The following is a 21777-nucleotide window of genomic DNA, read 5'->3' as shown; positions in this document are numbered from 1 at the left end:
CTTACCGTCGGTATTGAAGGTAATAACACAAGGCTTAGAACCTTTGCTAGGCGAGCATTTAGAAAAAACGTGTTGTTTCTCTAAAAACCTAAGCAATCATCTTAAAGCATTTGACTTGGTGTTTCATTATATCAACCATGGGTGGGTGTAGCATACTTTTTGGATCAGAGCCAGACGGAAAAATTTTTCCGTCTTTGATTTGCTCTACATTTGTTTCTTGATTATCCTAACAAACCCAACACCTAATATCACCAAAAACACTGCAAACATGGCAAGGGTTAATTCAGGAATACTAAATCCCAACATTTGCCAGTCTATCTCAGCACATTCGCCCGAGCCTTTTAGTACTTCTTGGAACACCTGCAAAATCGGCAGGGTATCCACCCAGTAGTTCAGCCCCGGTCCACAGGCGGGCACTTCATCAGCAGGTAAGTGCTGTAACCACACATGACGAGCCGCCACCCCAAACCCCCACAGCGTGCCGATCGCCATGCCACCCCATAGCACAAGCTTCGCCCAAAGTTTTTTGGGGTTTACAAGCATGCCAACAAAGGCAAACGCCCCCATTATCCACACGCCAACCCGTTGAAAGATACACAAAGGACACGGGTCAAGCCCCAAATGCTTTTGAAAATAAAAAATCGCCACAAGGGTCGCCACGACCGACAAGGCAAATAAGCACGCACACAGCGTGCGAAAAGTTGGGTGTTTTAACATGGTGCTATCTGTATTGTTGTAAGTATTCATAAAAATCTTGGGTCTCTTCTCGCTCTAACTGCTGTTGGTCGGCAAAGGACTGTATGGCAATGTTGGCATAATAGAACGCATCTTCATTGCTAAGGGCGTGAGCAAGCAAGGACTTATGATGTTTTTGGGCGAGCATTTGCCCGAGTTTCCACGTACTGCCCAGTCTTTGACTGTCTGAGATGACCTGAGCTGATGGCGTGAAGTTGGGATTGGTCGCCATGCCTTGCATGAGCGAGAGTGCCAAACGGTAGTCGTTACCGCCATGATGTTCATCAAAAGCGTCGGCAATGGCTTGCATTTGCCCAAGCGTCTGCACTATCCATTCCCCCAAGGATTGCTCGCCATGGGATGTGATGATGGTTGCATTGGCGTCTCGCCCGTCATTGACCACCTTATCAACATTTGATGACAGCTGTTTTTCTTCATCAGGCAGTAGCTCAGGAGAGTCTGACAGCAAGCAATACAATGCCAAAATCTCCAAAAAGCACGCCGTGGCGGTCGTGATACCGATGTCGCTGTATGGATCTAGGTCAATGGCACGAAACTCAACATAGGCGATACCCCGAGACTCTAAGGCTTGGGTTGGTGTCTCGCCTGAGCGAGTGACTTGTTTTGGGCGGATGGGGCTGTAAAACTCATTTTCAATTTGCAAAATATGGTCGTTAATCTGCACAGGATTGCCGTCTTGGTCGTCTACGCCAATGTTCGTAAAGTCGGCAAAGGGCGTGCCAATAGCTCGACGTAGCCCCTTGATGTATTCACCTAGGTCGTTATAACGAATGTCCAAATCTTCCTGTACGCTGTTGGTGTAGCCTAATTTGCCCATTCTAAGGCTGGTTGCATTGGGTTTATAATAAGTACAGCCCCCACCACAGTCACTAAGTGGTGTTAAATCATGTGTGCGACCCGTCAAAAAGCACCCACACACGCTCGGACTTGCCCCAAGTAGATACAGGACAAGCGGGGTTAGGCGTTTGAAGTTACGAATCAGTCCCAGATATTTTTCATTTTTAAACGCTTGTAGGTCGTCTCGGCTCTCACTTTTTGCCCACACCCCAAACAAATCATCGCCGATAGATAGGTTGTAGTGCAGTCCTGCGATGGTCTGCATTTTGCGACCGTATCGCACGCCAAGCCCTGAGCGGTATAGGGTTTTGAGTCGCCCGATGTTAGACGTGCCATAATTGGCAAGGGGGATATCTTCATCATCATCTGAGAGCATGCACGGCATGGAGAGTGGCCACATCATCTCATCATTTTCTAATGAGCGATGTACCAACACATGCAAGATGCGGAGCATGTCTAAGGCGTCTTTGATGGTCGCTTTAGGTTCAGTGATAAGTTCAAGTAGGTTCTCAGAGTAGTCGGTGGTGATATAAGGATGGGTGAGTTTCGAGCCGAGACGGGCAGGGTGAAAGGTTTTGGCCGAGTAGCCATCAGGCTGCATACGCAGACCCTCTTTTTCAATACCACGCTTCATGCCCGCCACAAGGGCTGAGCCAAACCATGTAGGCAGGGTAAAATGTAAAGATGGGTTCATTGTATTATCCGTGTTAAAGTATCTGATGTGACTATTATAATAGAGATGGGCGTATGACTGCAAAGAGTTTTTGGAAAAGGTGCTTATTCGTTTGGTAAAATGTATTAATAAAAAACCAAACTGACAAATATTTGACAAATAAAAAACACCTACCAGGGGCAGGTGTTTTTGAATGACCATCTTAATTAAGAATTAAGAGAAATCTAGTTCAGTTTCAAAACCTTTTAGGCTGTGACGAGCCATTGCTAGGTTTGATTTTTGACGGTCAAGTACTAGGTACAGGAATAGGTTTTCGTTACGTACTAGCGGACGGAGAAGGTGGTATTGCCCGCTTAGAGTGATTAGGATGTCTTCAATAGACTCATGAAGACCCAATGCTTTTGCAGTTTTACGCTTAGCACGTACCACTTCGGTGTTACCAGCAGCTGCTAGTTCTAGGTCAAGACCAGTACCCAAAGTAGCTAGGGCAAGACCTGATTCACTGTCAACCAATGCTGCTGCTACGAAGCCGTCAATGTCGCTTAGAGCGTCAAGAGATAATTTAGCCATGATGCCATTCCTTAAAAAGTAAATTAATGTTGAATTAATGACGATTTAAGTAATAGTTATCAATGATAAAGAATTTTAAAAATAACAAGTTAATTTAAAATTTTAATGACTATTAACAAATTGCTAAAAACCGTCATGTTATAACGAAAGCATTGTTTGGCATTTCGTTATGTGCGTATTAAACCATATCTTTTATAAAAACACAAGCATTATTTTTAAAAAATTTATAAAAAAGAGCAAATAATTGATAACATTTTAAAAAAGTTATTAAATATCAATATTTTATAAAATATAAATATTGCTTAAATTTTTTAAAATTTTATGATTTAAAAATCCTTTTCCCTTAATTTAATTAAGGTTTTATTTTATACAGTTTTACAGCTAAAGAGATAAAACAGATAACATTAGGCAAACTTTTTTTACAATATATTAAAACAGGATTGATTAAATTTATTTGGTCGCAATTTTTATACCGCTGATAATTTACAAACCTAAGGTAACACAACATTAACTATCTGCCAGTCTAGCACTTGATGGCGATGCATGACGATGGTATAGGGTTTATCTTTGATGGTGGTGGCAACTTCAAAGCAGTTAAGACCGCAGTAGGACAGCTTGGGCTGGGTCGGCTGTCCGATGTTATCGCTTGCCTTGGTAGCGATGGCGGTTTTTTGATTATTGATGGCGATGTTCATGTCGCCTGTGCTGATGTAGTCAGTGAGCAGCCGCTCGGTATCAACATAACCGCCAAACAAGGCAATGCCCACAAGCATGGGTTCGCTCTCGGGCTGAACGTCGCCTTGGGCAAGCCGAGTTAGATTCTCAGGGGTAATGCCCTTATCCACGGCAGTATTGATAAAGCTGTGGGCGATGGTGTTAAGCTTGGCACCATCTAGCCCAAGCAGTCCGCCAAAGAGTGACAAGCCCCGCACCACGTCGTTAGAGCCGAGCCAGTTATCGGTTTTGGTGATGAGCTGATGTTTTAGGCTCGGACGCAGCATCTCAAAATCTATGCTGTTAATAATGGGAGCGTAGTCGCCATTGTCATAAGCGTTTTTTAGGGTGTAGAGCTTATAATAGGGCGAGCCTGCCACGATGACAAGGGCGATGATGACAAGTGCCAAGAGCAGTTTGGTGATTTTCATAAACACATGATGATAATAGGGATGATGTGGGGTATTTTGCCATAAATTTTTGAAAATTGGTAAAAAATCACACCAATCACGCTTGATAAATGGCATAAAAGCACCATAAATAGGCAAATTTTTTATTTTTGCAAATCGTGACCTTTTTGGGTCGCCTAAGCAGCCAAAAGCCAATCAGGACAACACATGAGTAAAGATTTTTATACCATTTTGGGTGTGGACAAGTCGGCAGACGATAAAGAGATTAAAAAAGCCTACCGCCGTATTGCGATGAAATATCACCCCGACAAAAATCCAGACGACCCAAGTGCCGAAGAAAAGTTTAAAGAAGCGACGATGGCGTATGAAGTGCTGTCGGATGCCCAAAAACGTGCCACTTATGACCGCATGGGACACAGTGCCTTTGAGCAGGGCATGAACAACGGCGGGTTTGGCAATGCTGGCGGATTTAGTGCCGATGACCTAAACGACATCTTTGGCAGTTTCTTTGGCGGTGGGGCTCGTGGTGGCTTTAGTGGCGGTGGCGGCGGTTTTGGCGACATCTTTGGTGATATGTTTGGCAACTCTCGTGGCTCTCGTGCCAGCAAAGGAGCGGATTTGCTCTACCAAATCAGCCTCACCCTAGAAGAAGCGGTAACTGGCTGTAAAAAAGAAATCACATACAGCACGAGCGTTCACTGTGAGACCTGCGACGGTAAAGGGGCAAAGTCTGCCAGCGATGTCGTCAGCTGTCCTACCTGTGGCGGACATGGTCAGGTGCGTGTCCAACAGGGCTTTTTTGTCATGCAGCAAACCTGCCCTGACTGCCGCGGCACTGGCAAAAAAATCAAAAACCCCTGCCCTGACTGTCATGGCGAAGGCAAACAGCACAAATCTCAGACCCTAGAAGTCTCCATCCCTGCTGGCGTGGACAATGGCGACCGTGTCCGCCTATCAGGCAAGGGCGAAGCGGGCGACAGTGGCATGCCAAATGGTGACCTATATGTCGAGATTCATGTCAGACCGCACGACATCTTTACCAGAAATGGGGCGGATTTACACCTTGATATCCCTATCAATATCGCTACCGCCGCACTTGGCGATGAAGTAGAAATCCCCACGTTGGGCGGTGGTCGCCTAAAAATCAAAGTTGCCGAAGGTACCCAAAGTGGCAAAGTGTTGCGTGTGCGTGGCAAGGGCGTCATGACCGTGCGTGGTGGCATGCAGGGCGACTTGCTGTGCAAAATCATCGTTGAGACACCCACCAATTTGACTGGCGAACAAAAATCCTTGCTTGAGCAATTTGCCAAAACCCTAAATGGCGACAACGGAGCAAGTGCCAAGAAAAAAGGGTTTTTTGACAAAATCAAAGATGAAGTTAAAGACATTTTTGATTAAACCTAACCTTTCAAATAAAACACGGTAAAATTTTACCGTGTTTTTTATTTTTGGTGGTAGCCTAAAAAGTATGCCAAACTAGGTTTTCCGTTCGCTCTGAGCCATGCCTACGGGTCGGAAAACCGTTATGAGTAGGTAATAGTTTTCCCTTGTGGCATGCTTTTTGAGCCAAAATCTTATTTTTTAAATTTACTTTCGGCAAATTTTTGGTTATCATCAAATCATCTTAAACTTTAATCCTAAGGAAAATCATCATGGCACTAAACATCGCAATCATGGGTGCATCAGGTCGCATGGGGCGTATGCTCATCCAATCCACACTAGACAACCCCAAAGCCAACCTAGCAGGAGCATTTGTCCGTTCTATATCTAGCCTTATCGGCGTGGACGCAGGCGAGTTTGTGGGCGTGGGTAAATGTGGGGTTACACTCTCCACGCTAGATTTGTCAGGGGTGGACGTGCTCATCGATTTTAGTTTGCCCGATGCCTTAGATGAGGTGCTAGAGGCGTGTATCGCCAACAAAGTCGCCCTTGTCATGGGAGTAACAGGGCTTGACGAAGCTCAAGAAGCCAAACTGCATGAGGCAAGCAAACACATCCCTATCGTCTATGCTGGCAACTACTCCACAGGGGTGAATTTGTCGCTAAATCTACTTGCCACCACCGCCAAAGTGCTGGGCATGGACGCAGATGTCGAAATCATCGAACATCATCACAAACACAAGCTAGACGCACCGTCTGGCACGGCTCTCATGATGGCGAATGCGGTGGCAGATGCCCGTGGGCAAACGCTCAAAACATCCGCTGTCTATGGCAGGCAAGGGCAAGCCAAACGCACCGATGGCGAGATTGGCATTCATGCGGTGCGTGGAGGCGAGATTGTCGGTGAACATACCGTAGAATTTATCATGAATGGCGAGATTATCGAGATTACCCATAAAGCCCAAAGCCGTATGACCTTTGCCAATGGGGCGGTGCGAGCAGGACTGTGGCTACATGAGCAACCTGCACAGCTGTATGACATGCAGGACGTGCTTGGGTTGAAATGATGACTTATCAAATGGTTTGACTGGTAATTTTTGCACACAATAAACCTACAAGCTCCTTTCTAAAAAAAAGGTTAAAATAGTCGAATGTTTTAAAAAGCCATTTTAACCTTTTATCATCATGAAAAAATCACTCATTATTTTAAGCTTTCTTACCACGCTCGCCCATGCCAACACCCAAATGTACGTCATTCACACCTATGGCGACCCTGCCCTGCTTGACATCGTCCAAGATGAGCTTGGCAATCGTGGCACGGCACGGCTATACCAAGACAAGCTCATCATCAAGGCGACCCCTGCCGACTATGAGCGTATCTCCGCCCTTGTCCGTCAAGTGGATGTTGCTCCCACCCAGCTTAACATCTCGCTTGCCCTAAACAACCAAACCGCCCAAAGCAGTCAAGGCGGTCATGTCAATGTCGGCATCTCTCGGCAGGTGTGGATAAACGGGCAATATCACAACACCCAAAGCCAAAGCACCACAAATCAGCACTACACCGTACAAACCCTGTCAGGCTCGCCTGTGTCTATCACTCAAAGCACGCTCATCGGGCTTGTAGGCTGGCAAACTCATCAGCGATATGGCAGAGTGTGGGTAAATTTTGGTACGTCTTGGGTGGCACTCACAGATGGTTTTTCTGCCAAAGCGACCGTCTCGCCAAACGGTCAAATCCGCCTAAGTCTACACCAGTCGGCACGCACAGGCACGCTTAGCACCCAAAATCTATCAAGCGACATCATGCTACACCGTGGGCAATGGACAAAAATCGGCGACATTCGCACCGACAACACCACAAGTGGGAGCTATGGCACGAGCCAATATTCACAGACCATGCCGATTTGGGTTAGGGTGGATTAGGTGTATTTCATTCATATTTTATATATGTTTAATTCGTACTAATTCATGGGTTTTATTAATACCATCATCATTTTTTATTTAATAAACTCACAAAAAATAATAAATTAAAAACCCTAATAAAATTAATACTTTTATTTATCATTTTACCAAAAGTTATTTAATTGCATGATAAATAAGCAGTTTTTAGGTTACATTAGTTTACATTGTAATTGCTTGTAAAATCAATGCTATTAAGGCTTAGTTTACGGCATTTTATCTGTATTTTATTGCACAAAGCTTGATATCGACTAAAATAAGACCTAAGCTCTAAATGATGAGCTGGTTCAAACTCATCTCATTTAAACACATTCACACCATTCTCATTTACCCATGGAGTATACTATGCCACAATCTCAATTCAATCTAACTGTTGCCGACCAAGCTGCTGCTGACGCCCTAGTTGCCAAAACCGAAACTGTTACTGGCGTTAAATTTGTTAACGTAAACATCGACAAAGGCACTGTGGTTGTGACTCACGGTGATGACTTTGATGAAGCTGCTTTTAAAGCTGCCGCTGGTATCTAATTAACATCTAAGCCATCCCTTTACTTTAAAGTCAAAACCCTTTGTATCACACAAAGGGTTTTTATTACTGTCAAAACTACCGCACCACCTGCCCTGTACTGGCATGAATGATTTGACTAGGTTTATCATAGCCTAGCGTATCGCCGAGCAGATAACAGACTTCATCCCCAAAATAACGCCATGCCATCTCAAAATCATGGGCAGGGACTTGCCCGCCGACATTACAACTGGTAGATACCAAAAAGCCAAACGGATTGTTATCATGAGTAGCAAGCAAATCACATAATTTGGCGATTTTGGCATGGTTGATTACTCGAATGGCAAGGCTCTCATGTTTGCCACGCACGCATTGGGGGATACTAACCCCATCAGGGATATCAAATAGCCACGTACTCGCCTGCCGTCTGTCATCGGCACACGCCCAACTTTTGATGACGTCATTTTGGCGAGTCTTCGGCAGATTTTTCAAAAATACATCAATGCATGATTCATCCGAAGTCAGTACAATCATACCTTTTTCGGCAGGGCGTTGTTTTAAGGCAAGAAGCTTATTTACCGCCTGTACGTCAAAAGCATGACAGCCCAGCCCCCATACACTCTCGGTAGGATAAGCCAAAATCCTACCTTGCATGACCCATTCATACGCCACATCAACACTGTGAGTGATACATTCATGCTCGCTCATAGCGACCCCCGACCACTTTTACCATACCAATCATTTCAAGCTCCAACAAAGACGCCAGCAATGTCCCAACATCCAAAGCAGTCGCCGCCACAAGTGTATCTAGGTCAGTCGGCTGACTGGATAACTTATCAAACACGCCCTGCAAATGGGGTGCAATGGCAACTGGTGCGGACACAGGGAGTTTTTCATGAGCATGATCAAGGGCTGAAACACCCCGAGAGAAGGTTTTGGGTAGGGCATTATAACCCATCACACTCCCACTGAGTTCATCAATAATCTGACTGGGGTGGTAAATCAGGGTTGCCCCTTCACGGATGAGATGATGACAGCCCTCGGCATTAACATTATCGATAGAGCTAGGCACAGCGAAAACTTGCTTGCCCTGCTCTGCGGTCAGGCGTGCGGTGATGAGCGAGCCACTGGCAATGGCGGCTTCGGTGACCAGCGTGGCAAGTGATAACCCTGCTACCAGACGGTTACGGCGTGGAAAGTTGTGCTTGGTGGCGGGCGTGGCGGGCAGTAGTTCACTAATGAGACAGCCACCCTCATTGATAATCTGAGCATACAGAGCATTGTGGTTTTTAGGATAGCACACATCAATGCCTGTTCCCATCACCCCCACCGTCTGTCCGCACCCATTTGATAATCCACCCAGATGTGCCGCCTTATCGATACCGCCTGCCAGTCCACTGGTGATGGTCAGTCCCTGATAAGCCAAATATTCTGCCATATTAAAAGTCATCTGATAAGCAAACTCTGTGGGAGAACGACTGCCGACGATTGCCACTTGCCTATCCGACAAGCGTGTCACCTCCCCACGATAAAAAAGCACTGGTGGTGGGTCATACATCTGTCTGAGCATTTCAGGATAACGCTCATCGTCCATCAGAAGCATACCGTACGCCCCACGCCCTGCTTCATCATGCAGTCTGGCCACCATCGCCATGACGTCATCAACATCCTGCCATCTTTTGATGTGGGCGTTATGCACACCAAGCTCCTGCCATGCCCCAAGCCCTTCTGTCAGAGCCTGCTTTGCACCGCCAAATTGCTCGGTCAATTTATAAAAGGCGGTCAAAGAAGTATTTACCACATACCACAAAGCAAGCGTGGCGGATGTCTCATCTAGCGTTTGATAACTCATGTTTGTTTCTTATGTTAAATGACAGGCTTGCATTATATCATTACTGTCTTTTTTATAAAATTTCATTGGCAAAATAAAATTGCCAATACAAGCGTACTGGCAATTTTAATACATCACTATTTATCAATAAATTATAGATAAGGCGGTGGCACCAACTGGTCGCCCTTGCTTAGTGGCAACTCTGATGAGAGAACATAAGCATAACTGATGTGGTCAAATACCTTAAACACCATTACCTGACCTGCTTTTTCGCTAGGTAGGCGTACTGGCGTGTCGTTATCACGAATGTCACGCACCAATGCCCCTTTACGATAGACATCAAGAACGTGACCCGCTCTTGCTCCTTGGGTAGCACCGATATTGATGGCGACCACACTGCCTTTGGCGGCACTGCCGATACTACCCATCACGCGTGCAATGCTACCGCCACGAGTCACCTCAGCAGGGGCAGGGTAGAACACCACAGGAAGCTGGGTTGGCACCTCAGAGAAGACGCGGTCGCCCTCGTGGATTTCTGTGTCGAATGACTGGGTGATTTGAATGCTTGATACACCATTACCTGCCACATCAGTTACGATACCACGAGCTACTTGTACCGCTTCTAGCCCAATCACCGTACCTGTCTGCACATCCACATAAGGCTCGGACTTGCGATACACGCCATAAGTCTGACCTGGGGTAAGCAGCGCCCCTTTAACATAAATCTTGTCGCCTGTTGCGGTAATAAGATTGCCTTTTTTGGACGCTAATACATAAGGGGTCGTCTCAAAATCATCGGGATTGACAATCACCGAACGGTCAAGCCAATGACGGATATTTGATAATGGAATAGGTGGCACACTACCTTCTAGCGGTGTCAGACGAACTGGCTCACTGGGTGCCACCTCTTGCATTTGCTTTTCAATGCCTGCACAGCCCTCACCTGTGTCCACGCCGACCAAGGTCTGACCCTTAATGATACACATGATAAGAATATCACCAGGGTAGATAAGGTGTGGGTTTTTGACTTGTTTGTTGGTCGCCCAAATCTCACGCCATCTATGCGGTGCACTCAGATATTTACCAGAGATATCCCACAATGTATCACCTTTTTTGACGGTATAACGGTTGGGGGCGTCCGCTTTGATGGTTGGAGCAGGGTTGTTTGCATGGGCTGATGACATCATCACGCCACCGATTAGGCAAGCGGTCATCAGGCTTTTTAGGGCTGTTAGCTTCATATCATTATCCATTATTAAAGGCAACAAGTGTGTCTTTTTAGAAAAACACGAACTTGCTAAAATCTTGCTTAGCATACCACAAAATGTAAAAAAATATTAACTATTTTATCATTATTTGGCGGTAACTTTCCGACAAAAATACAACTTCTAAAAAAATTTAGCCAATTTAAAACCCCAACAGTCCAAACTACCACACTTCATAGACCCTTCACACCTTACCATGATGCGTTAAATGACAAATTTTATGTCAAACGGCAAACGTGATGCTATTTGATGGTTTTAAGTTTTGTATGATTTTACCACCAAATGCCAAAAAATCTTACCATCAATATATAAAAAGCCATCTTATTTCTCAAATGACTTTTTTTACACCCAACCAACTTGATATTTACCACGGGTTTGTAGGGGTGTGCTGAGCACACCCTTTGATGATATTACTATACAAGGCGTGCTCAGCACGCCCCTACGTCCACACATCATTGTATTTGTAGTAATTTTAAAGTTTCTTGGGTGTATATCACAACTTCACAAACTTCTCAATCTGCTCTTTCACCAGCTCCGCTTTATTATCAAGCACCACGACTTTTTGCGGTAGGCTTTCAATGTCTTTGGTATGCTCAGGTCTAGGAATGTCAATTTGCCCAACCGCCTCTACGATAGTCTCGGCAAATTTGGCGGGCAATGCCGTCTCGGCAACGACGATCACTTCATCAGCCAGACGCACTTCACGGGCGACTTTGACACCGTCTGCCGTGTGCGGGTCTAACAAATCCCTATCACTCTCCCACACCGCCTTAATCGTGGCAATGCGGTCAGCGTGCGTGGATTTGCCCGACACAAAGCCGTATTTGTCATTAGCGTCATTTAATAAATGCGACAAATCAAATCCCTTACCGCTACTCACATCTTGCCACAGATGATTTAATTCATCGCCATTTTTACCAATGAGTAAATAAATAAACCGCTCAAAATTAGACGCTTTTGAAATGTCCATAGACGGGCTTGATGTTACATAAGTCTCGCTTGCTTTTCTTGGAATGTATTTGCCTGTTTTAAAAAATTCATTTAATACATCATTTTCATTGGTTGCCACAATTAAGCGAGCGATTGGCAATCCCATTTCACGGGCAATGTGTCCAGCACAAATATTGCCAAAATTACCAGACGGCACACAAAAACTTACCCTTTCATCATTATTATTGGTGGCATTAAAATAGCCTTTAAAATAATAAACAATTTGAGCCAAAATACGACCCCAGTTAATAGAATTAACCGTGCCAATTTGATATTTGTCTTTAAATGCTTTATCTTGCTGAATTACCTTTACAATATCTTGGCAATCATCAAACATACCATCAATGGCGATATTGTGGATATTATCGTCCATGAGACTGTACATTTGGGCTCGCTGAAATTCACTCATTTTGCCGTGTGGCGACATCATAAAGACATCAATATTATCTTTACCACGCAAGGCATATTCGGCGGCACTGCCTGTATCGCCAGACGTTGCTCCGATAATGGTTAGGCGTTTGTTTTTTTGTTTTAGGACATATTCAAAGGCATTGCCCAAAAATTGCATTGCCATGTCTTTAAAGGCAAGCGTTACGCCATTGGATAATTCCAAAATTTTAATGCCGTCTTTTAATGTGCGAACAGGGGTAATCTCGTCCGTACCAAAGGCGGTTTTGGTGTAGGTTTTGTTAATGAGCGTCTTTAAATCATCTTGGGGAATGTCGGTGGCAAACAACGACATAATCTCAAAAGCAAGCTCAGTATAAGACAGCGACCGCCATTTATCCAAAGTCGCTTTATCAATTTGTGGATAGTGTTCAGGAAGCATTAACCCCCCATCAGGAGCAAGCCCCATAAGTAGAACGTCTGAAAATTGCATTTTTGGCGTGTTGCCACGAGTGCTGATGTAGTTCATAAATTTTTCCAAAATAAAAGTTTGTAATAAAAAAGATTAGTCAAATTTTAGCACAGTTTGGCAAATGCCGTTACACTTTTTGTAGCAACGCATAATAAAACCCGTCGCCGTCATCGTCATTTAACGGCAAACATTGATAACCCACGGCTTGCTTGATTTGATTAGGCAAGGTCAATTCAAAATCCACCGCTTTGGCGTTTGGCGTACTGGCAAGGAAATTTGTGATTTGGCGTTCGTTTTCCGCCTTCAACAAGGAGCAGGTAATATAGAGCAAATGCCCGCCCACCGCCAGATTTTGCCACAGATTTTGTAAAATTTTAGCTTGCAAGGCAACCGTTTGGGCGACATCTTGCTCAGTGCGAAGCAGGGCAATGTCAGGGTGTCGCCTGATGACCCCCGTGGCACTGCACGGAGCGTCAAGCACGATGACATCAAAGGGCGTGTCCGTCTGATAGCTCGTGCCGTCCGCACAAATCACGTCCGCCTTGTCCGCCAACCGTAAGCGAGCCAAGTTGTCATGCACACGGTTTAGGCGTTTTTCGTCATTGTCCAGTGCCGTGATATGTTCCACGTGAAACACATCGTTTGACAGTTCTAAGAGTTGAGCTAATTTCCCACCAGGGGCGGTGCAAGCGTCCAATAATCTTAGGTTTTTGGGTAGATTTAATGCCTTTAAAATATGTCCGCAAAGCTGGGCATGGCGGTCTTGCACACTCACAAAGCCGTCTTGGAAATGCGGTAAAGATTGCACTTTTTGTGAAGTGGTCAGCTTAATCACACGCTCGTCCGCCACGCCAAGCGGTAGGATTTCATGGGCGATATTGGCAGAATTTAACAGATTGGCATAATATGTAAGCGTGCTAAATTTGCCATTAACACGCAAAAATATCGGAGCGGGTTTTCGCAGATTTTGCCCCAAATTTTCATAATAATCGCCCCAATCTTGCTTTAATTCTTTGGCAAGCCAATTTGGTAAGCTGTGATTTTTATTGACCTTTTTGGCGAATTTTTCTTTTTTGTCCGCCACTTTTCTCAATATGGCGTTAATAAGTCCCACGCCATAATTTTTATTTAACGATTTTACCGCATTTAAAGTTTCGTTAATAATGGCATAATCGGGCGTATTCATATATAAAAGTTCATACAGCCCCATATTTAACGCACAAGTAATGCCAATATCGGTTGGGGGCTGTTTTATTAAACTCTCGCCAATACGACTAATGGCGTGCCAATGGCGAAGCGTGCCTAATAATAATTCGTGGGTAAAACCTTTTTCATTATCTTTGACAGCATTTAATAAATCATCCAATAATAATGCCAAGGACTGCCCTTGATTGATTTTTTCAAGGGTTAAAATAATATTGGCTCGGACGGGTAAATTTTTATTCATCATTTTTATTTAATCGCAACATCGTTTAATACAACTAAAAAGCCACTTTCTGCCACTTCATCGGACATAAATTCTTTGGCTTGTGGGATTGAAGTTTTATGATAACTGATAGGGTATAATACGCCATTGTCTCTTTTTTCATATTGACAATTTATCCCATAAATCTCAATCACCTTACCTGCAATCACCAAATCAGCATCATCGTGAGCTTCATAGTGATAATCCGCTTGAACTAAAAAATCATTATTAGATTTTACGCAATCCCATTGAACCATATCGCCTATTTTAAACGGCTCACCACAACAGTCCATTTGCCAGCCGTCATAATACACACTGATTGCATTCATCATCATTACCTAATCAAAAACTTGTCCGTCTTTTAATTTATCGCCCACCGCAATTTGTTCAGCGGTCAAAGGCTTGCCCCCTGCCCATTGCATTTTTGTGATATTTATCAGATGCTTATCGCCATTTTCATCAGCACCGCACGCCACCAGCACCGCCTTTTTACCCACGCTGACAATCTTACCTGCCGTCTCGGTCGTGGTTTGGTCAGACTTTATGGGCGTGCATTCTAGCACCTTGATACGCTCGCCATTTAAAAAAGCAAACGCATTTAACGCACGGATTTGACGGTTAATGTGATAAGCAGAATTTTGCCAGTTGATTTGCCCTTCATCGGTGCTTACTTTTTCGGCATAATTGGCAAGACTGTCGTCTTGTGGCTCGGCATTGGCTTGAAAAGTCGCCAACTCTTTTAGCACGGTTATCATCGCCACACCGCCCAAATCCGCCAACTTGTCATGAAGCGTTTGGGTCGTGTCGGTATCGGCAATGTCGCAAGGGAGCCTGTAGAGCATATCGCCCGTATCTAGCCCCTGTGCCATTTGCATAATGGTAATGCCCGTCTCGTCATCGCCTGCCAAAATTGAGCGATGAATGGGAGCTGCCCCACGCCAGCGGGGGAGTAGCGAGCCGTGAATGTTTAGGCAACCATAGGTCGGGGTATTTAGCACGCCAAGCGGTAAAATCAAACCGTACGCGCAAACTATCATCACATCAGGGCGATAATTGGCAAGTGTTTCACGTGAAACCTGTCCGTTTTCGTGCTTTAAGCTAAAACTTATCGGCTGTTCCACAGGGATATTATGGCTAAGGGCAAGCTCTTTGACGGGACTGGCGGTCAATTTTTGTCCCCGTCCTGCCTTGCGGTCGGGCTGAGTATAGACCGCCACAATATCAAGATTTAGCTCATCTTGGCGGTCAATCAGGGCTTGCAAGGCGACTTTGGCAAATTCTGGTGTGCCTGCAAAAATTAGACGTAATTTATGGTTCATTTTTTACCTTTATATATATTGGATAATTATCATAGATTTTTAAATTACCACAATCCAATTTAATAACATGAATGTAGGAACGTACTGAGCACGTCCTTTGATATTCTCATTTTATAGGCGTGCACAACACTCCCCTACAAAACCTGTGTCAAATATTGAGTTCATTAAGCCTATTTAAAAAACCCACTTTTTATTAACAACTCTTCAGTAATTCTGCTTTGGGGTGTGTCGGTTTTTGCTCCGATAAGTCGCTCCAAATACCGTGCCACCAAATCCACTTCGATATTCACCGCTCGCCCCACCGTCCAATGCCGTGCGATGTTGGTCATCTCAGCCGTATGTGGAATGATGTTTAGGCAGACGATATTTTCAGACGGCTTTATACGGTTGGTTGTCAGACTGATACCGTCCACCGTGATTGAGCCTTTGTCGGCAGTGTATTTCATCAGCTCTGACGGTAGGGCGACTTCTATATAGACCGAGCGTGCGTCTTTGGCGATTTTGGCGATTTTGCCCACGCCGTCCACATGACCTGCCACGATATGCCCACCAAAACGTGTGGTTGGGAGCATGGCTTTTTCTAGGTTTAGCGTATCGCCCACCCTCCAGACGTTTAGGGCGGAAATGGCTAATGTTTCACGTGAAACATCTACCGCATAGCTGTTGCCATCTATCGCCACCACCGTCAGGCAAATGCCGTTGGACGCAATGGAGTCGCCCAACTTGACATCGCCAAAATCCAAATCAGGGGCAGTAATCGTCAATCGCACATCGCCCCCTGTGGGCGTAATGGCGGTCAGCGTGCCTGTCGTCTCTATGATACCTGTAAACATGGCTTACCTTTTATGATTGGTTTTTTAAATGATTTGCTGTTTTGCACATGATTTAAAAAATCAATCATTTATCTATGAAACATTCTGCTTTACCTACCTTAAATTCCATAAAAATCTAGAGAAATTTTACAAATAAGTTGTGGATAACTTTTTAACCATTGACCTTTTTCAAATAATCCATTTAACTTATCCACAACCCAAAGATGTTTCATGTGGAACATGGTTAGCTGTTTTTGGTTTCACGTGAAAAACTTTAAAATCAAGGCTTATGGCGTGTTATCAAATCTTATTTTTAATCAAAACCGTCGATTTTTAAAAAGTTTTCCACAGTTTCACGTGGAACATTTTTTGCCAAATTTTTGCTCAATCATTTAAGCAATCAAGTTGTGGATAAGTTTTTTGGGCGAAAAACCATCTTAACATCATCGCCAAGCCGCTCTACATCTACAAGCGTAAAATTTAGCTTATCCTGCAACCGCTCAAACTGCCCCCCAAACATCGGACGGGCAGTCGCCCCCAAAAGGCAAGGAGCTTGATAAATGATAAGCTCATCTACCAAGTTTTGGCTTAAAAAACTTGTGACAAGCGTCGCCCCTGTCTCCACCAGCACATCATGGCATTGATACTTTGCCACGAGCGTTTTTAAAAGAGCAGGTAAATCATCTTGCCAAATCAGCGTATTAGGGTTTTTGAGTACCGTAAAATCATCATCAGGCGACAACTTGCCACGTCTATCTATCACCACGATTTTGGGCTGGGGTATGGCGGTTATGCCGATATTGTCAAGCTCCACATCGGGCAAACGTACGTTTAAAGCAGGGTTGTCGGCGATAATCGTGTTTGAGCCTGTGATGATCGCCCCACTTTTGGCACGCAAGTTTTGCACGTCCTTGCGAGATAACTCGCCCGTTATCCATTTAGACTGCCCATTTTGCATGGCAACGCGACCGTCTAGGCTAATGCCCATTTTTAGGCGGACAAAAGGCAAACCTGTCGCCATTGCCTTTAAAAAGCCTGCATTTAGCTCATACGCCTGTTTTTGACACACCCCAAGCGACACCGATATGCCTGCATTTAACAGCATTTCCACGCCCTTGCCCGCCACCTGTGGGTTGGGGTCAAGGGTTGCGATAACCACCCGAGACACGCCACTTTCTATCAAGGCACCCGCACAGGGGGGCGTGCGACCAAAATGGCTACACGGCTCTAAGGTAACATAGGCAGTCGCCCCTTCTATATCTTGACCGTTATTTTTGACATCATTTAGAGCAAATACTTCGGCATGGGGATGACCTGCTTTGGGATGGAAGCCTTTGCCAATTATTAAGTTATTCTTAACAATAACACAGCCCACCGCAGGATTGGGGCGAGTGGTAAATTCGCCTTTTTCGGCTTCATTTAACGCCATAAGCATAAACTTTTCATCATCAGACAGGGCAGGGCTTAGGCGAGATTTGACAGCATTGGACAACATATTATCAGCTAAACTATCACTCATGATTTTGTCCTTGTAGGTTATCATGGCACACTTTGGGAGCGAAGTTTTCAAGCTCGGCTTTAAAGGCTTCTATGTCCTGAAAATCCCGATACACGCTGGCAAAACGCACATACGCCACATCATCAATCGCCCTTAGCTCCGCCATGACAATCTCTCCAAGCACCTTGCTGGATACTTCACGTTCGCCTGTTTGACGTAGGCGTTGCTCTATTCTGTGTACGATTGTATCTATCTCATCAATGCTCACAGGACGTTTTTGCAGCGGTAACGCCATAGAACGGCGAAGTTTGTTATAATCATAAGGTTCACGCAAGCCGTTGCTTTTGATAATACGGGGCATCACCACTTCCATCACTTCAAAGGTGGTAAACCGCTCGCCACACTCGGTACATTGGCGACGACGGCGAACCTGCGACCCTTCGGCAGCAAGGCGTGAGTCAATCACTTTGGTGTCTATGGCACTACAAAACGGACAATGCACATCACCCTCCTATTTTCCGATACAAAAACTTGAAAAAATCCGCCCCAAGAGTTCATCAGCACTCATCTGCCCTGTAATCTCGCCCAATGCTGTTTGCGACAGTCTTAGACTCTCCGCCACCAGCTCCCCTGCCTGATAGACAACGAGCTGAGTGTGAGCGTCCATGGCGTGCGATTTGGCACGTTTTAGGGCATCAATGTGGCGAGTGCGGGCGATGAGACTGTTCTCTGGCGGATGAAAGCCCACTTTGTCTTTTAATAAATTTACCAACTCATCAAGCCCTTGTCCTGTGGTACAAGAGACCCTTATTTGACTAACTGTTTGGCTAATTGTTTCACGTGGAACATTAGAATTTTCTTGACTATTTGAATTATTTTGCATGGTTTCACATGGAACATTTTCGTCATTATGACTATTATTATGATTAAAATCAACCATTGTTTCACGTGAAACACCACCCAATAAATCGGCTTTATTGGCAATCATCACAAGCTTACGCTCAAAATTCTCCATGCCAATTTCATCAATAATATCGGCAAACAGCTCTTTGGCAAGGGCAAATGGTTCACTCTCGCTACTGACATCATAGACAAACAGCAAAATATCAGCTTGTTTGACGGCGGATTTGGCACGGTCAATGCCGATTTTCTCCACCTTATCGGACGTATCTCGAAGCCCTGCGGTGTCGGTCAAATGCACGGTCAAACCGTCCAGCACGAGCGTCTCGGACAGCGTGTCTCGTGTCGTCCCTGCAATGTCGGTAACAATCGCACGCTCCACCCCTGCTAGGCGGTTTAGTAGGCTTGATTTGCCAGCGTTGGGGCGACCTGCCAGCACCACCTGCACCCCGTCTCGCAAGAGCTGACCTTGCTTGGCGGTTGCCGAAATGTCATCAATGGCACGCAAAATCTCATCAATCTTGGACTCAATCACCCCATCGGACAAAAATTCCACATCATCTTCATCAGGAAAATCAATGCTCGCTTCCACATATAAGCGAATGTTGGCGATTTTCTCAGATAAATCATTGATTTTTTTGGAAAATTCCCCTGATAGCGAACGCATGGCACTGCTTGCCTGAGCGACACTCGTGGCAGAAATGGCGTCCGCTATCGCTTCGGCTTGTACTAGGTCAATTTTGTCATTTTCAAAGGCACGCAAGGAAAACTCCCCTGCGGCCGCTTGTCTTGCCCCAAGCTCAAAACAGCGAGCAAGGAGTAGGTTTTGTAAGACCATACCGCCATGCCCTTGTAGCTCCACCACGTCTTCGCCTGTGAACGAATGCGGAGCTTTAAAATAGATGATAACCCCTTCATCAATGACTGCCCCCTGTGCGTCCTTAAATTTGGCAAAATGGGCGTGGCGTGGCGTGAGAGCCGATTTGCCCGATATGGCACAGCCAATGGTATGGGCGGTGCGACCCGACAGGCGAATCACGCCCACACCACCTTGACCGATAGGGCTTGCGATGGCAACAATGGTGGGTTGTTGAGATTGATTTGGCATAGTGGTAATTGATAAACTTTTTGTCATTTTACCATTATTTAGCCAACTTTGCCCACAAAAAATCCGCCCAGACAGGCGGATTGGTTTGTGATTGTCAAATATCAATCGGACAACACTTTGACAGGTTTGTTGTAGGCTTTTTCAACTCGCTTATTAACAAACTGCTGATGAGCCATGCTAAACAGGTTGTTTACCGTCCAATATAGCACCAAACCTGCAGGGAAAAACAGCATAAACACCCCGAAAATGAGTGGCATGATTTTCATCATCTTGGCCTGCATGGGGTCGGTGGGTTGTGGGTTTAGCAGTTGCTGGAAATACATGGTCGCCATCATGATAATCGGCAAAATAAACCACGGATCCATGGCGGACAAATCCTTAATCCACAAAATCCACGGGGCGTGGCGTAGCTCCACACTCTCCACCAAACACCAGTACAGCCCCAAGAAAATTGGCATTTGTAGCAAAATCGGCAAACAGCCCGCCATCGGATTGACCTTTTCATCACGATACAGTTGCATCATCGCCTGACTCATCGCCATGCGGTCATCGCCGTGCTTTTCTTTTAGGGCTTCTAATTTGGGAGCAATCGCACGCATTCTTGCCATCGACACATAGCTTTTGTTGGATAGCCAAAACAGAGCAATTTTGACAATCAAAGTCAAGCCAACAATCGCCCAGCCCCAGTTACCCAAGATTTTGTGCAGAGCATCAAGGATTAGGAACATCGGCTTGGAGATTGGCCAAAATATGCCATAATCTACCGTCTTATCAAGGCTTGGGGCGACAGCAGACAGTTGTGATTGCACCTTTGGTCCCACATAGAGTGTATCATCCATGCTCATCTGTTTGCCATTGGCAACGCTGATGGGGCTTTGATAGCCGATGTAGTTGTCGTTGCCACTGGTGCGACTAAAAAAGACAGGCTTGTGGTTGTCAGGTGCCCACGCTGAGACAAAGTAGTGCTGAACCATCGCCACCCAACCATCGGTGCTGTTTTGGGCGTTTTTGGTAATCTCGCCATCGTTGAAGTCTTTGAATTTAAGCTTGTTATAAGGCTCATCAGCAGTCCCCCAAGCACCGCCCAAATGCGTGGCAATGCCCATCATGCCCTTATCGGCAAGACCGGGGTCTTTGCTGTTGTCTCGTTTTAATTGCACAAACAGCTCGCCATTAAAGTCCTTACCGCTCACGTTATTGATGTTGTGAGTAACCTTAATGGGATAATCGCCCTTGGTAAAGGTATAAGTTTTGGTAATGGTCAACCCGTCTTTACTGTACGTGAGCGGCACAGACAAAGTGTCGCCCGTTAGGGTGTAGCTTTGGCTTGGACTGGTGTACGTGGCACGTCCTGACTGCGTGTCAATGCCGTCCGCCCCGCCGATGAGCGACTGAGCGACATAGGTGCGAGCGTCTGTCTCCAAAATAGCAAAGGCTTCATCGCCGCCCAGCGTTTTGGCGTACTGTTTGAGTCCTGCATAGACCACATCACCGCCCACAGGATTGATTTTGATGTCATACACATCGGTGCTGACCGAGATAAGATTGGTACTGGCAGGGGCGGTTGGAGCGGAGGCAGAGACAGGCAAATCGCCTGTGGCAGGTGCCAAATCCGAGCCTGCAACCGAGGTCGCCTGAGCAGGGGTGGGTGCTTGACCGCCATAGTCTTTTTGCCAAGCCAAGATAAGCAAATACGATGTGATGAGCATCGCAATGATAATCAAAGTCCGAAAAATCTTTTGCATAAACAGTCCTGATTGGGGCGGACAACCACCCATAAAAATCTAAATCCGCCATTTTACTAAATTTTTGCCAAAAAACCTAGCATTTACTTATATTTACTTACAGGCTGACTTTTTATAAAATGATAAGCCATTGATTTTTAAAAACTTTAATAAAGACAGCCCACTATACCAACCGAACTTA

General features: G+C 45.3%; 20 protein-coding genes and 1 pseudogene. 5 read left to right on the top strand and 16 right to left on the bottom strand.

The window, feature by feature from the left end; all coding sequences use genetic code 11:
* Nucleotides 1-151 (top strand): annotated as a pseudogene (locus tag B5J93_RS14460) (IS1 family transposase); the annotation flags it as partial.
* Between the two features lie 53 nt (nucleotides 152-204).
* Here B5J93_RS14460 and B5J93_RS10090 read toward each other — a convergent pair.
* From B5J93_RS10090 to B5J93_RS10075, 4 genes are all read right to left on the bottom strand, one after another.
* The gene (locus B5J93_RS10090; RefSeq protein WP_228144923.1) at nucleotides 205-747 is read right to left on the bottom strand and encodes a disulfide bond formation protein B; all 543 of its coding nucleotides are present in this window, start codon (nucleotides 745-747) and stop codon (nucleotides 205-207) included.
* The gene (gshA, locus tag B5J93_RS10085) at nucleotides 722-2287 is read right to left on the bottom strand and encodes a glutamate--cysteine ligase (protein ID WP_079326257.1); all 1566 of its coding nucleotides are present in this window, start codon (nucleotides 2285-2287) and stop codon (nucleotides 722-724) included. Before gshA ends, B5J93_RS10090 begins: the two co-directional genes overlap by 26 nt.
* Nucleotides 2288-2479: 192 nt before the next feature.
* Complete coding sequence (locus B5J93_RS10080; RefSeq protein ID WP_079326256.1) at nucleotides 2480-2836, bottom strand: hypothetical protein; 357 nt, start codon at nucleotides 2834-2836, stop codon at nucleotides 2480-2482.
* A gap of 491 nt (nucleotides 2837-3327) precedes the next feature.
* Nucleotides 3328-3981, bottom strand: a complete 654-nt coding sequence (locus tag B5J93_RS10075) for a DUF2939 domain-containing protein (protein ID WP_167432609.1) — start codon at nucleotides 3979-3981, stop codon at nucleotides 3328-3330.
* A gap of 186 nt (nucleotides 3982-4167) precedes the next feature.
* On the opposite strand from B5J93_RS10075, the gene dnaJ reads away from it, so the two are divergent.
* The 4 genes from dnaJ to B5J93_RS10055 all read left to right on the top strand — a co-directional run bounded on the left by dnaJ (nucleotide 4168) and on the right by B5J93_RS10055 (nucleotide 7827).
* On the top strand, nucleotides 4168-5358 hold the full coding sequence (gene dnaJ / locus B5J93_RS10070; RefSeq protein WP_079326254.1) for a molecular chaperone DnaJ: 1191 nt from the start codon (nucleotides 4168-4170) through the stop codon (nucleotides 5356-5358).
* Between the two features lie 254 nt (nucleotides 5359-5612).
* Nucleotides 5613-6407, top strand: a complete 795-nt coding sequence (gene dapB, locus B5J93_RS10065; protein ID WP_079326253.1) for a 4-hydroxy-tetrahydrodipicolinate reductase — start codon at nucleotides 5613-5615, stop codon at nucleotides 6405-6407.
* Nucleotides 6408-6525: 118 nt separating this feature from the next.
* Entirely contained in the window at nucleotides 6526-7263 is a 738-nt protein-coding gene (locus tag B5J93_RS10060) for a hypothetical protein (protein WP_079326252.1), read from the top strand.
* A gap of 381 nt (nucleotides 7264-7644) precedes the next feature.
* Nucleotides 7645-7827, top strand: coding sequence for a hypothetical protein (locus tag B5J93_RS10055; protein WP_079326251.1), 183 nt, complete (start codon nucleotides 7645-7647; stop codon nucleotides 7825-7827).
* Nucleotides 7828-7903: 76 nt separating this feature from the next.
* Here the strand turns inward: B5J93_RS10055 and B5J93_RS10050 are convergent, their stop codons facing one another.
* From B5J93_RS10050 to yidC, 12 genes are all read right to left on the bottom strand, one after another.
* Nucleotides 7904-8512: an L-threonylcarbamoyladenylate synthase gene (locus tag B5J93_RS10050; RefSeq protein ID WP_079326250.1), complete on the bottom strand. Its 609-nt coding sequence runs from the start codon at nucleotides 8510-8512 to the stop codon at nucleotides 7904-7906.
* Complete coding sequence (gene dprA, locus B5J93_RS10045) at nucleotides 8499-9656, bottom strand: DNA-processing protein DprA (protein WP_079326249.1); 1158 nt, start codon at nucleotides 9654-9656, stop codon at nucleotides 8499-8501. The genes B5J93_RS10050 and dprA overlap by 14 nt, the downstream gene beginning before the upstream one ends.
* Before the next feature lie 131 nt (nucleotides 9657-9787).
* Nucleotides 9788-10876 carry a LysM peptidoglycan-binding domain-containing protein gene (locus B5J93_RS10040; RefSeq protein ID WP_079326248.1) on the bottom strand — a complete coding sequence of 363 codons (1089 nt, stop codon included), beginning with the start codon at nucleotides 10874-10876 and terminating at the stop codon, nucleotides 9788-9790.
* Between the two features lie 517 nt (nucleotides 10877-11393).
* Nucleotides 11394-12806: a threonine synthase gene (thrC, locus tag B5J93_RS10035; protein WP_079326247.1), complete on the bottom strand. Its 1413-nt coding sequence runs from the start codon at nucleotides 12804-12806 to the stop codon at nucleotides 11394-11396.
* A 70-nt stretch (nucleotides 12807-12876) separates the two neighbouring features.
* Nucleotides 12877-14196, bottom strand: coding sequence for a 16S rRNA (cytosine(967)-C(5))-methyltransferase RsmB (gene rsmB / locus B5J93_RS10030; protein ID WP_228144922.1), 1320 nt, complete (start codon nucleotides 14194-14196; stop codon nucleotides 12877-12879).
* A 5-nt stretch (nucleotides 14197-14201) separates the two neighbouring features.
* Entirely contained in the window at nucleotides 14202-14543 is a 342-nt protein-coding gene (locus B5J93_RS10025) for a DUF6578 domain-containing protein (protein ID WP_079326245.1), read from the bottom strand.
* 9 nt (nucleotides 14544-14552) lie between these two features.
* Nucleotides 14553-15533 carry a methionyl-tRNA formyltransferase gene (fmt, locus tag B5J93_RS10020; RefSeq protein WP_079326244.1) on the bottom strand — a complete coding sequence of 327 codons (981 nt, stop codon included), beginning with the start codon at nucleotides 15531-15533 and terminating at the stop codon, nucleotides 14553-14555.
* Nucleotides 15534-15703: 170 nt separating this feature from the next.
* A complete protein-coding gene (locus B5J93_RS10015) occupies nucleotides 15704-16366 on the bottom strand; it encodes a riboflavin synthase (protein ID WP_079326243.1) in 663 nt (220 codons plus the stop codon).
* A 379-nt stretch (nucleotides 16367-16745) separates the two neighbouring features.
* Nucleotides 16746-17840 (bottom strand): bifunctional diaminohydroxyphosphoribosylaminopyrimidine deaminase/5-amino-6-(5-phosphoribosylamino)uracil reductase RibD, encoded by a 1095-nt coding sequence (ribD, locus tag B5J93_RS10010; protein WP_115237312.1) that lies wholly within the window; start codon nucleotides 17838-17840, stop codon nucleotides 16746-16748.
* Nucleotides 17841-17856: 16 nt separating this feature from the next.
* Nucleotides 17857-18345 (bottom strand): transcriptional regulator NrdR, encoded by a 489-nt coding sequence (gene nrdR, locus B5J93_RS10005; protein WP_062499223.1) that lies wholly within the window; start codon nucleotides 18343-18345, stop codon nucleotides 17857-17859.
* Nucleotides 18346-18354: 9 nt separating this feature from the next.
* Entirely contained in the window at nucleotides 18355-19851 is a 1497-nt protein-coding gene (gene mnmE, locus B5J93_RS10000) for a tRNA uridine-5-carboxymethylaminomethyl(34) synthesis GTPase MnmE (RefSeq protein ID WP_079326258.1), read from the bottom strand.
* 101 nt (nucleotides 19852-19952) lie between these two features.
* The gene (gene yidC / locus B5J93_RS09995; protein ID WP_079326241.1) at nucleotides 19953-21596 is read right to left on the bottom strand and encodes a membrane protein insertase YidC; all 1644 of its coding nucleotides are present in this window, start codon (nucleotides 21594-21596) and stop codon (nucleotides 19953-19955) included.
* Nucleotides 21597-21777 lie beyond the last annotated feature (181 nt).

It is taken from the genome of Moraxella equi (assembly GCF_002027555.1).
In the GTDB taxonomy this organism is placed as follows: Bacteria; Pseudomonadota; Gammaproteobacteria; order Pseudomonadales; family Moraxellaceae; genus Moraxella; species Moraxella equi.
This window is presented reverse-complemented; position numbering and strand designations above follow the sequence as displayed.

What these genes read in the sequence shown, in the direction of transcription:
- B5J93_RS10090 (WP_228144923.1), bottom strand. Translation starts at nt 747, where the DNA reads ATGAATACTTACAACAATACAGATAGCACCATGTTAAAACACCCAACT.
- gshA (WP_079326257.1), bottom strand. Translation starts at nt 2,287, where the DNA reads ATGAACCCATCTTTACATTTTACCCTGCCTACATGGTTTGGCTCAGCC.
- B5J93_RS10080 (WP_079326256.1), bottom strand. Translation starts at nt 2,836, where the DNA reads ATGGCTAAATTATCTCTTGACGCTCTAAGCGACATTGACGGCTTCGTA.
- B5J93_RS10075 (WP_167432609.1), bottom strand. Translation starts at nt 3,981, where the DNA reads ATGAAAATCACCAAACTGCTCTTGGCACTTGTCATCATCGCCCTTGTC.
- dnaJ (WP_079326254.1), top strand. Translation starts at nt 4,168, where the DNA reads ATGAGTAAAGATTTTTATACCATTTTGGGTGTGGACAAGTCGGCAGAC.
- dapB (WP_079326253.1), top strand. Translation starts at nt 5,613, where the DNA reads ATGGCACTAAACATCGCAATCATGGGTGCATCAGGTCGCATGGGGCGT.
- B5J93_RS10060 (WP_079326252.1), top strand. Translation starts at nt 6,526, where the DNA reads ATGAAAAAATCACTCATTATTTTAAGCTTTCTTACCACGCTCGCCCAT.
- B5J93_RS10055 (WP_079326251.1), top strand. Translation starts at nt 7,645, where the DNA reads ATGCCACAATCTCAATTCAATCTAACTGTTGCCGACCAAGCTGCTGCT.
- B5J93_RS10050 (WP_079326250.1), bottom strand. Translation starts at nt 8,512, where the DNA reads ATGAGCGAGCATGAATGTATCACTCACAGTGTTGATGTGGCGTATGAA.
- dprA (WP_079326249.1), bottom strand. Translation starts at nt 9,656, where the DNA reads ATGAGTTATCAAACGCTAGATGAGACATCCGCCACGCTTGCTTTGTGG.
- B5J93_RS10040 (WP_079326248.1), bottom strand. Translation starts at nt 10,876, where the DNA reads ATGAAGCTAACAGCCCTAAAAAGCCTGATGACCGCTTGCCTAATCGGT.
- thrC (WP_079326247.1), bottom strand. Translation starts at nt 12,806, where the DNA reads ATGAACTACATCAGCACTCGTGGCAACACGCCAAAAATGCAATTTTCA.
- rsmB (WP_228144922.1), bottom strand. Translation starts at nt 14,196, where the DNA reads ATGAATAAAAATTTACCCGTCCGAGCCAATATTATTTTAACCCTTGAA.
- B5J93_RS10025 (WP_079326245.1), bottom strand. Translation starts at nt 14,543, where the DNA reads ATGAATGCAATCAGTGTGTATTATGACGGCTGGCAAATGGACTGTTGT.
- fmt (WP_079326244.1), bottom strand. Translation starts at nt 15,533, where the DNA reads ATGAACCATAAATTACGTCTAATTTTTGCAGGCACACCAGAATTTGCC.
- B5J93_RS10015 (WP_079326243.1), bottom strand. Translation starts at nt 16,366, where the DNA reads ATGTTTACAGGTATCATAGAGACGACAGGCACGCTGACCGCCATTACG.
- ribD (WP_115237312.1), bottom strand. Translation starts at nt 17,840, where the DNA reads ATGTTGTCCAATGCTGTCAAATCTCGCCTAAGCCCTGCCCTGTCTGAT.
- mnmE (WP_079326258.1), bottom strand. Translation starts at nt 19,851, where the DNA reads ATGCCAAATCAATCTCAACAACCCACCATTGTTGCCATCGCAAGCCCT.
- yidC (WP_079326241.1), bottom strand. Translation starts at nt 21,596, where the DNA reads ATGCAAAAGATTTTTCGGACTTTGATTATCATTGCGATGCTCATCACA.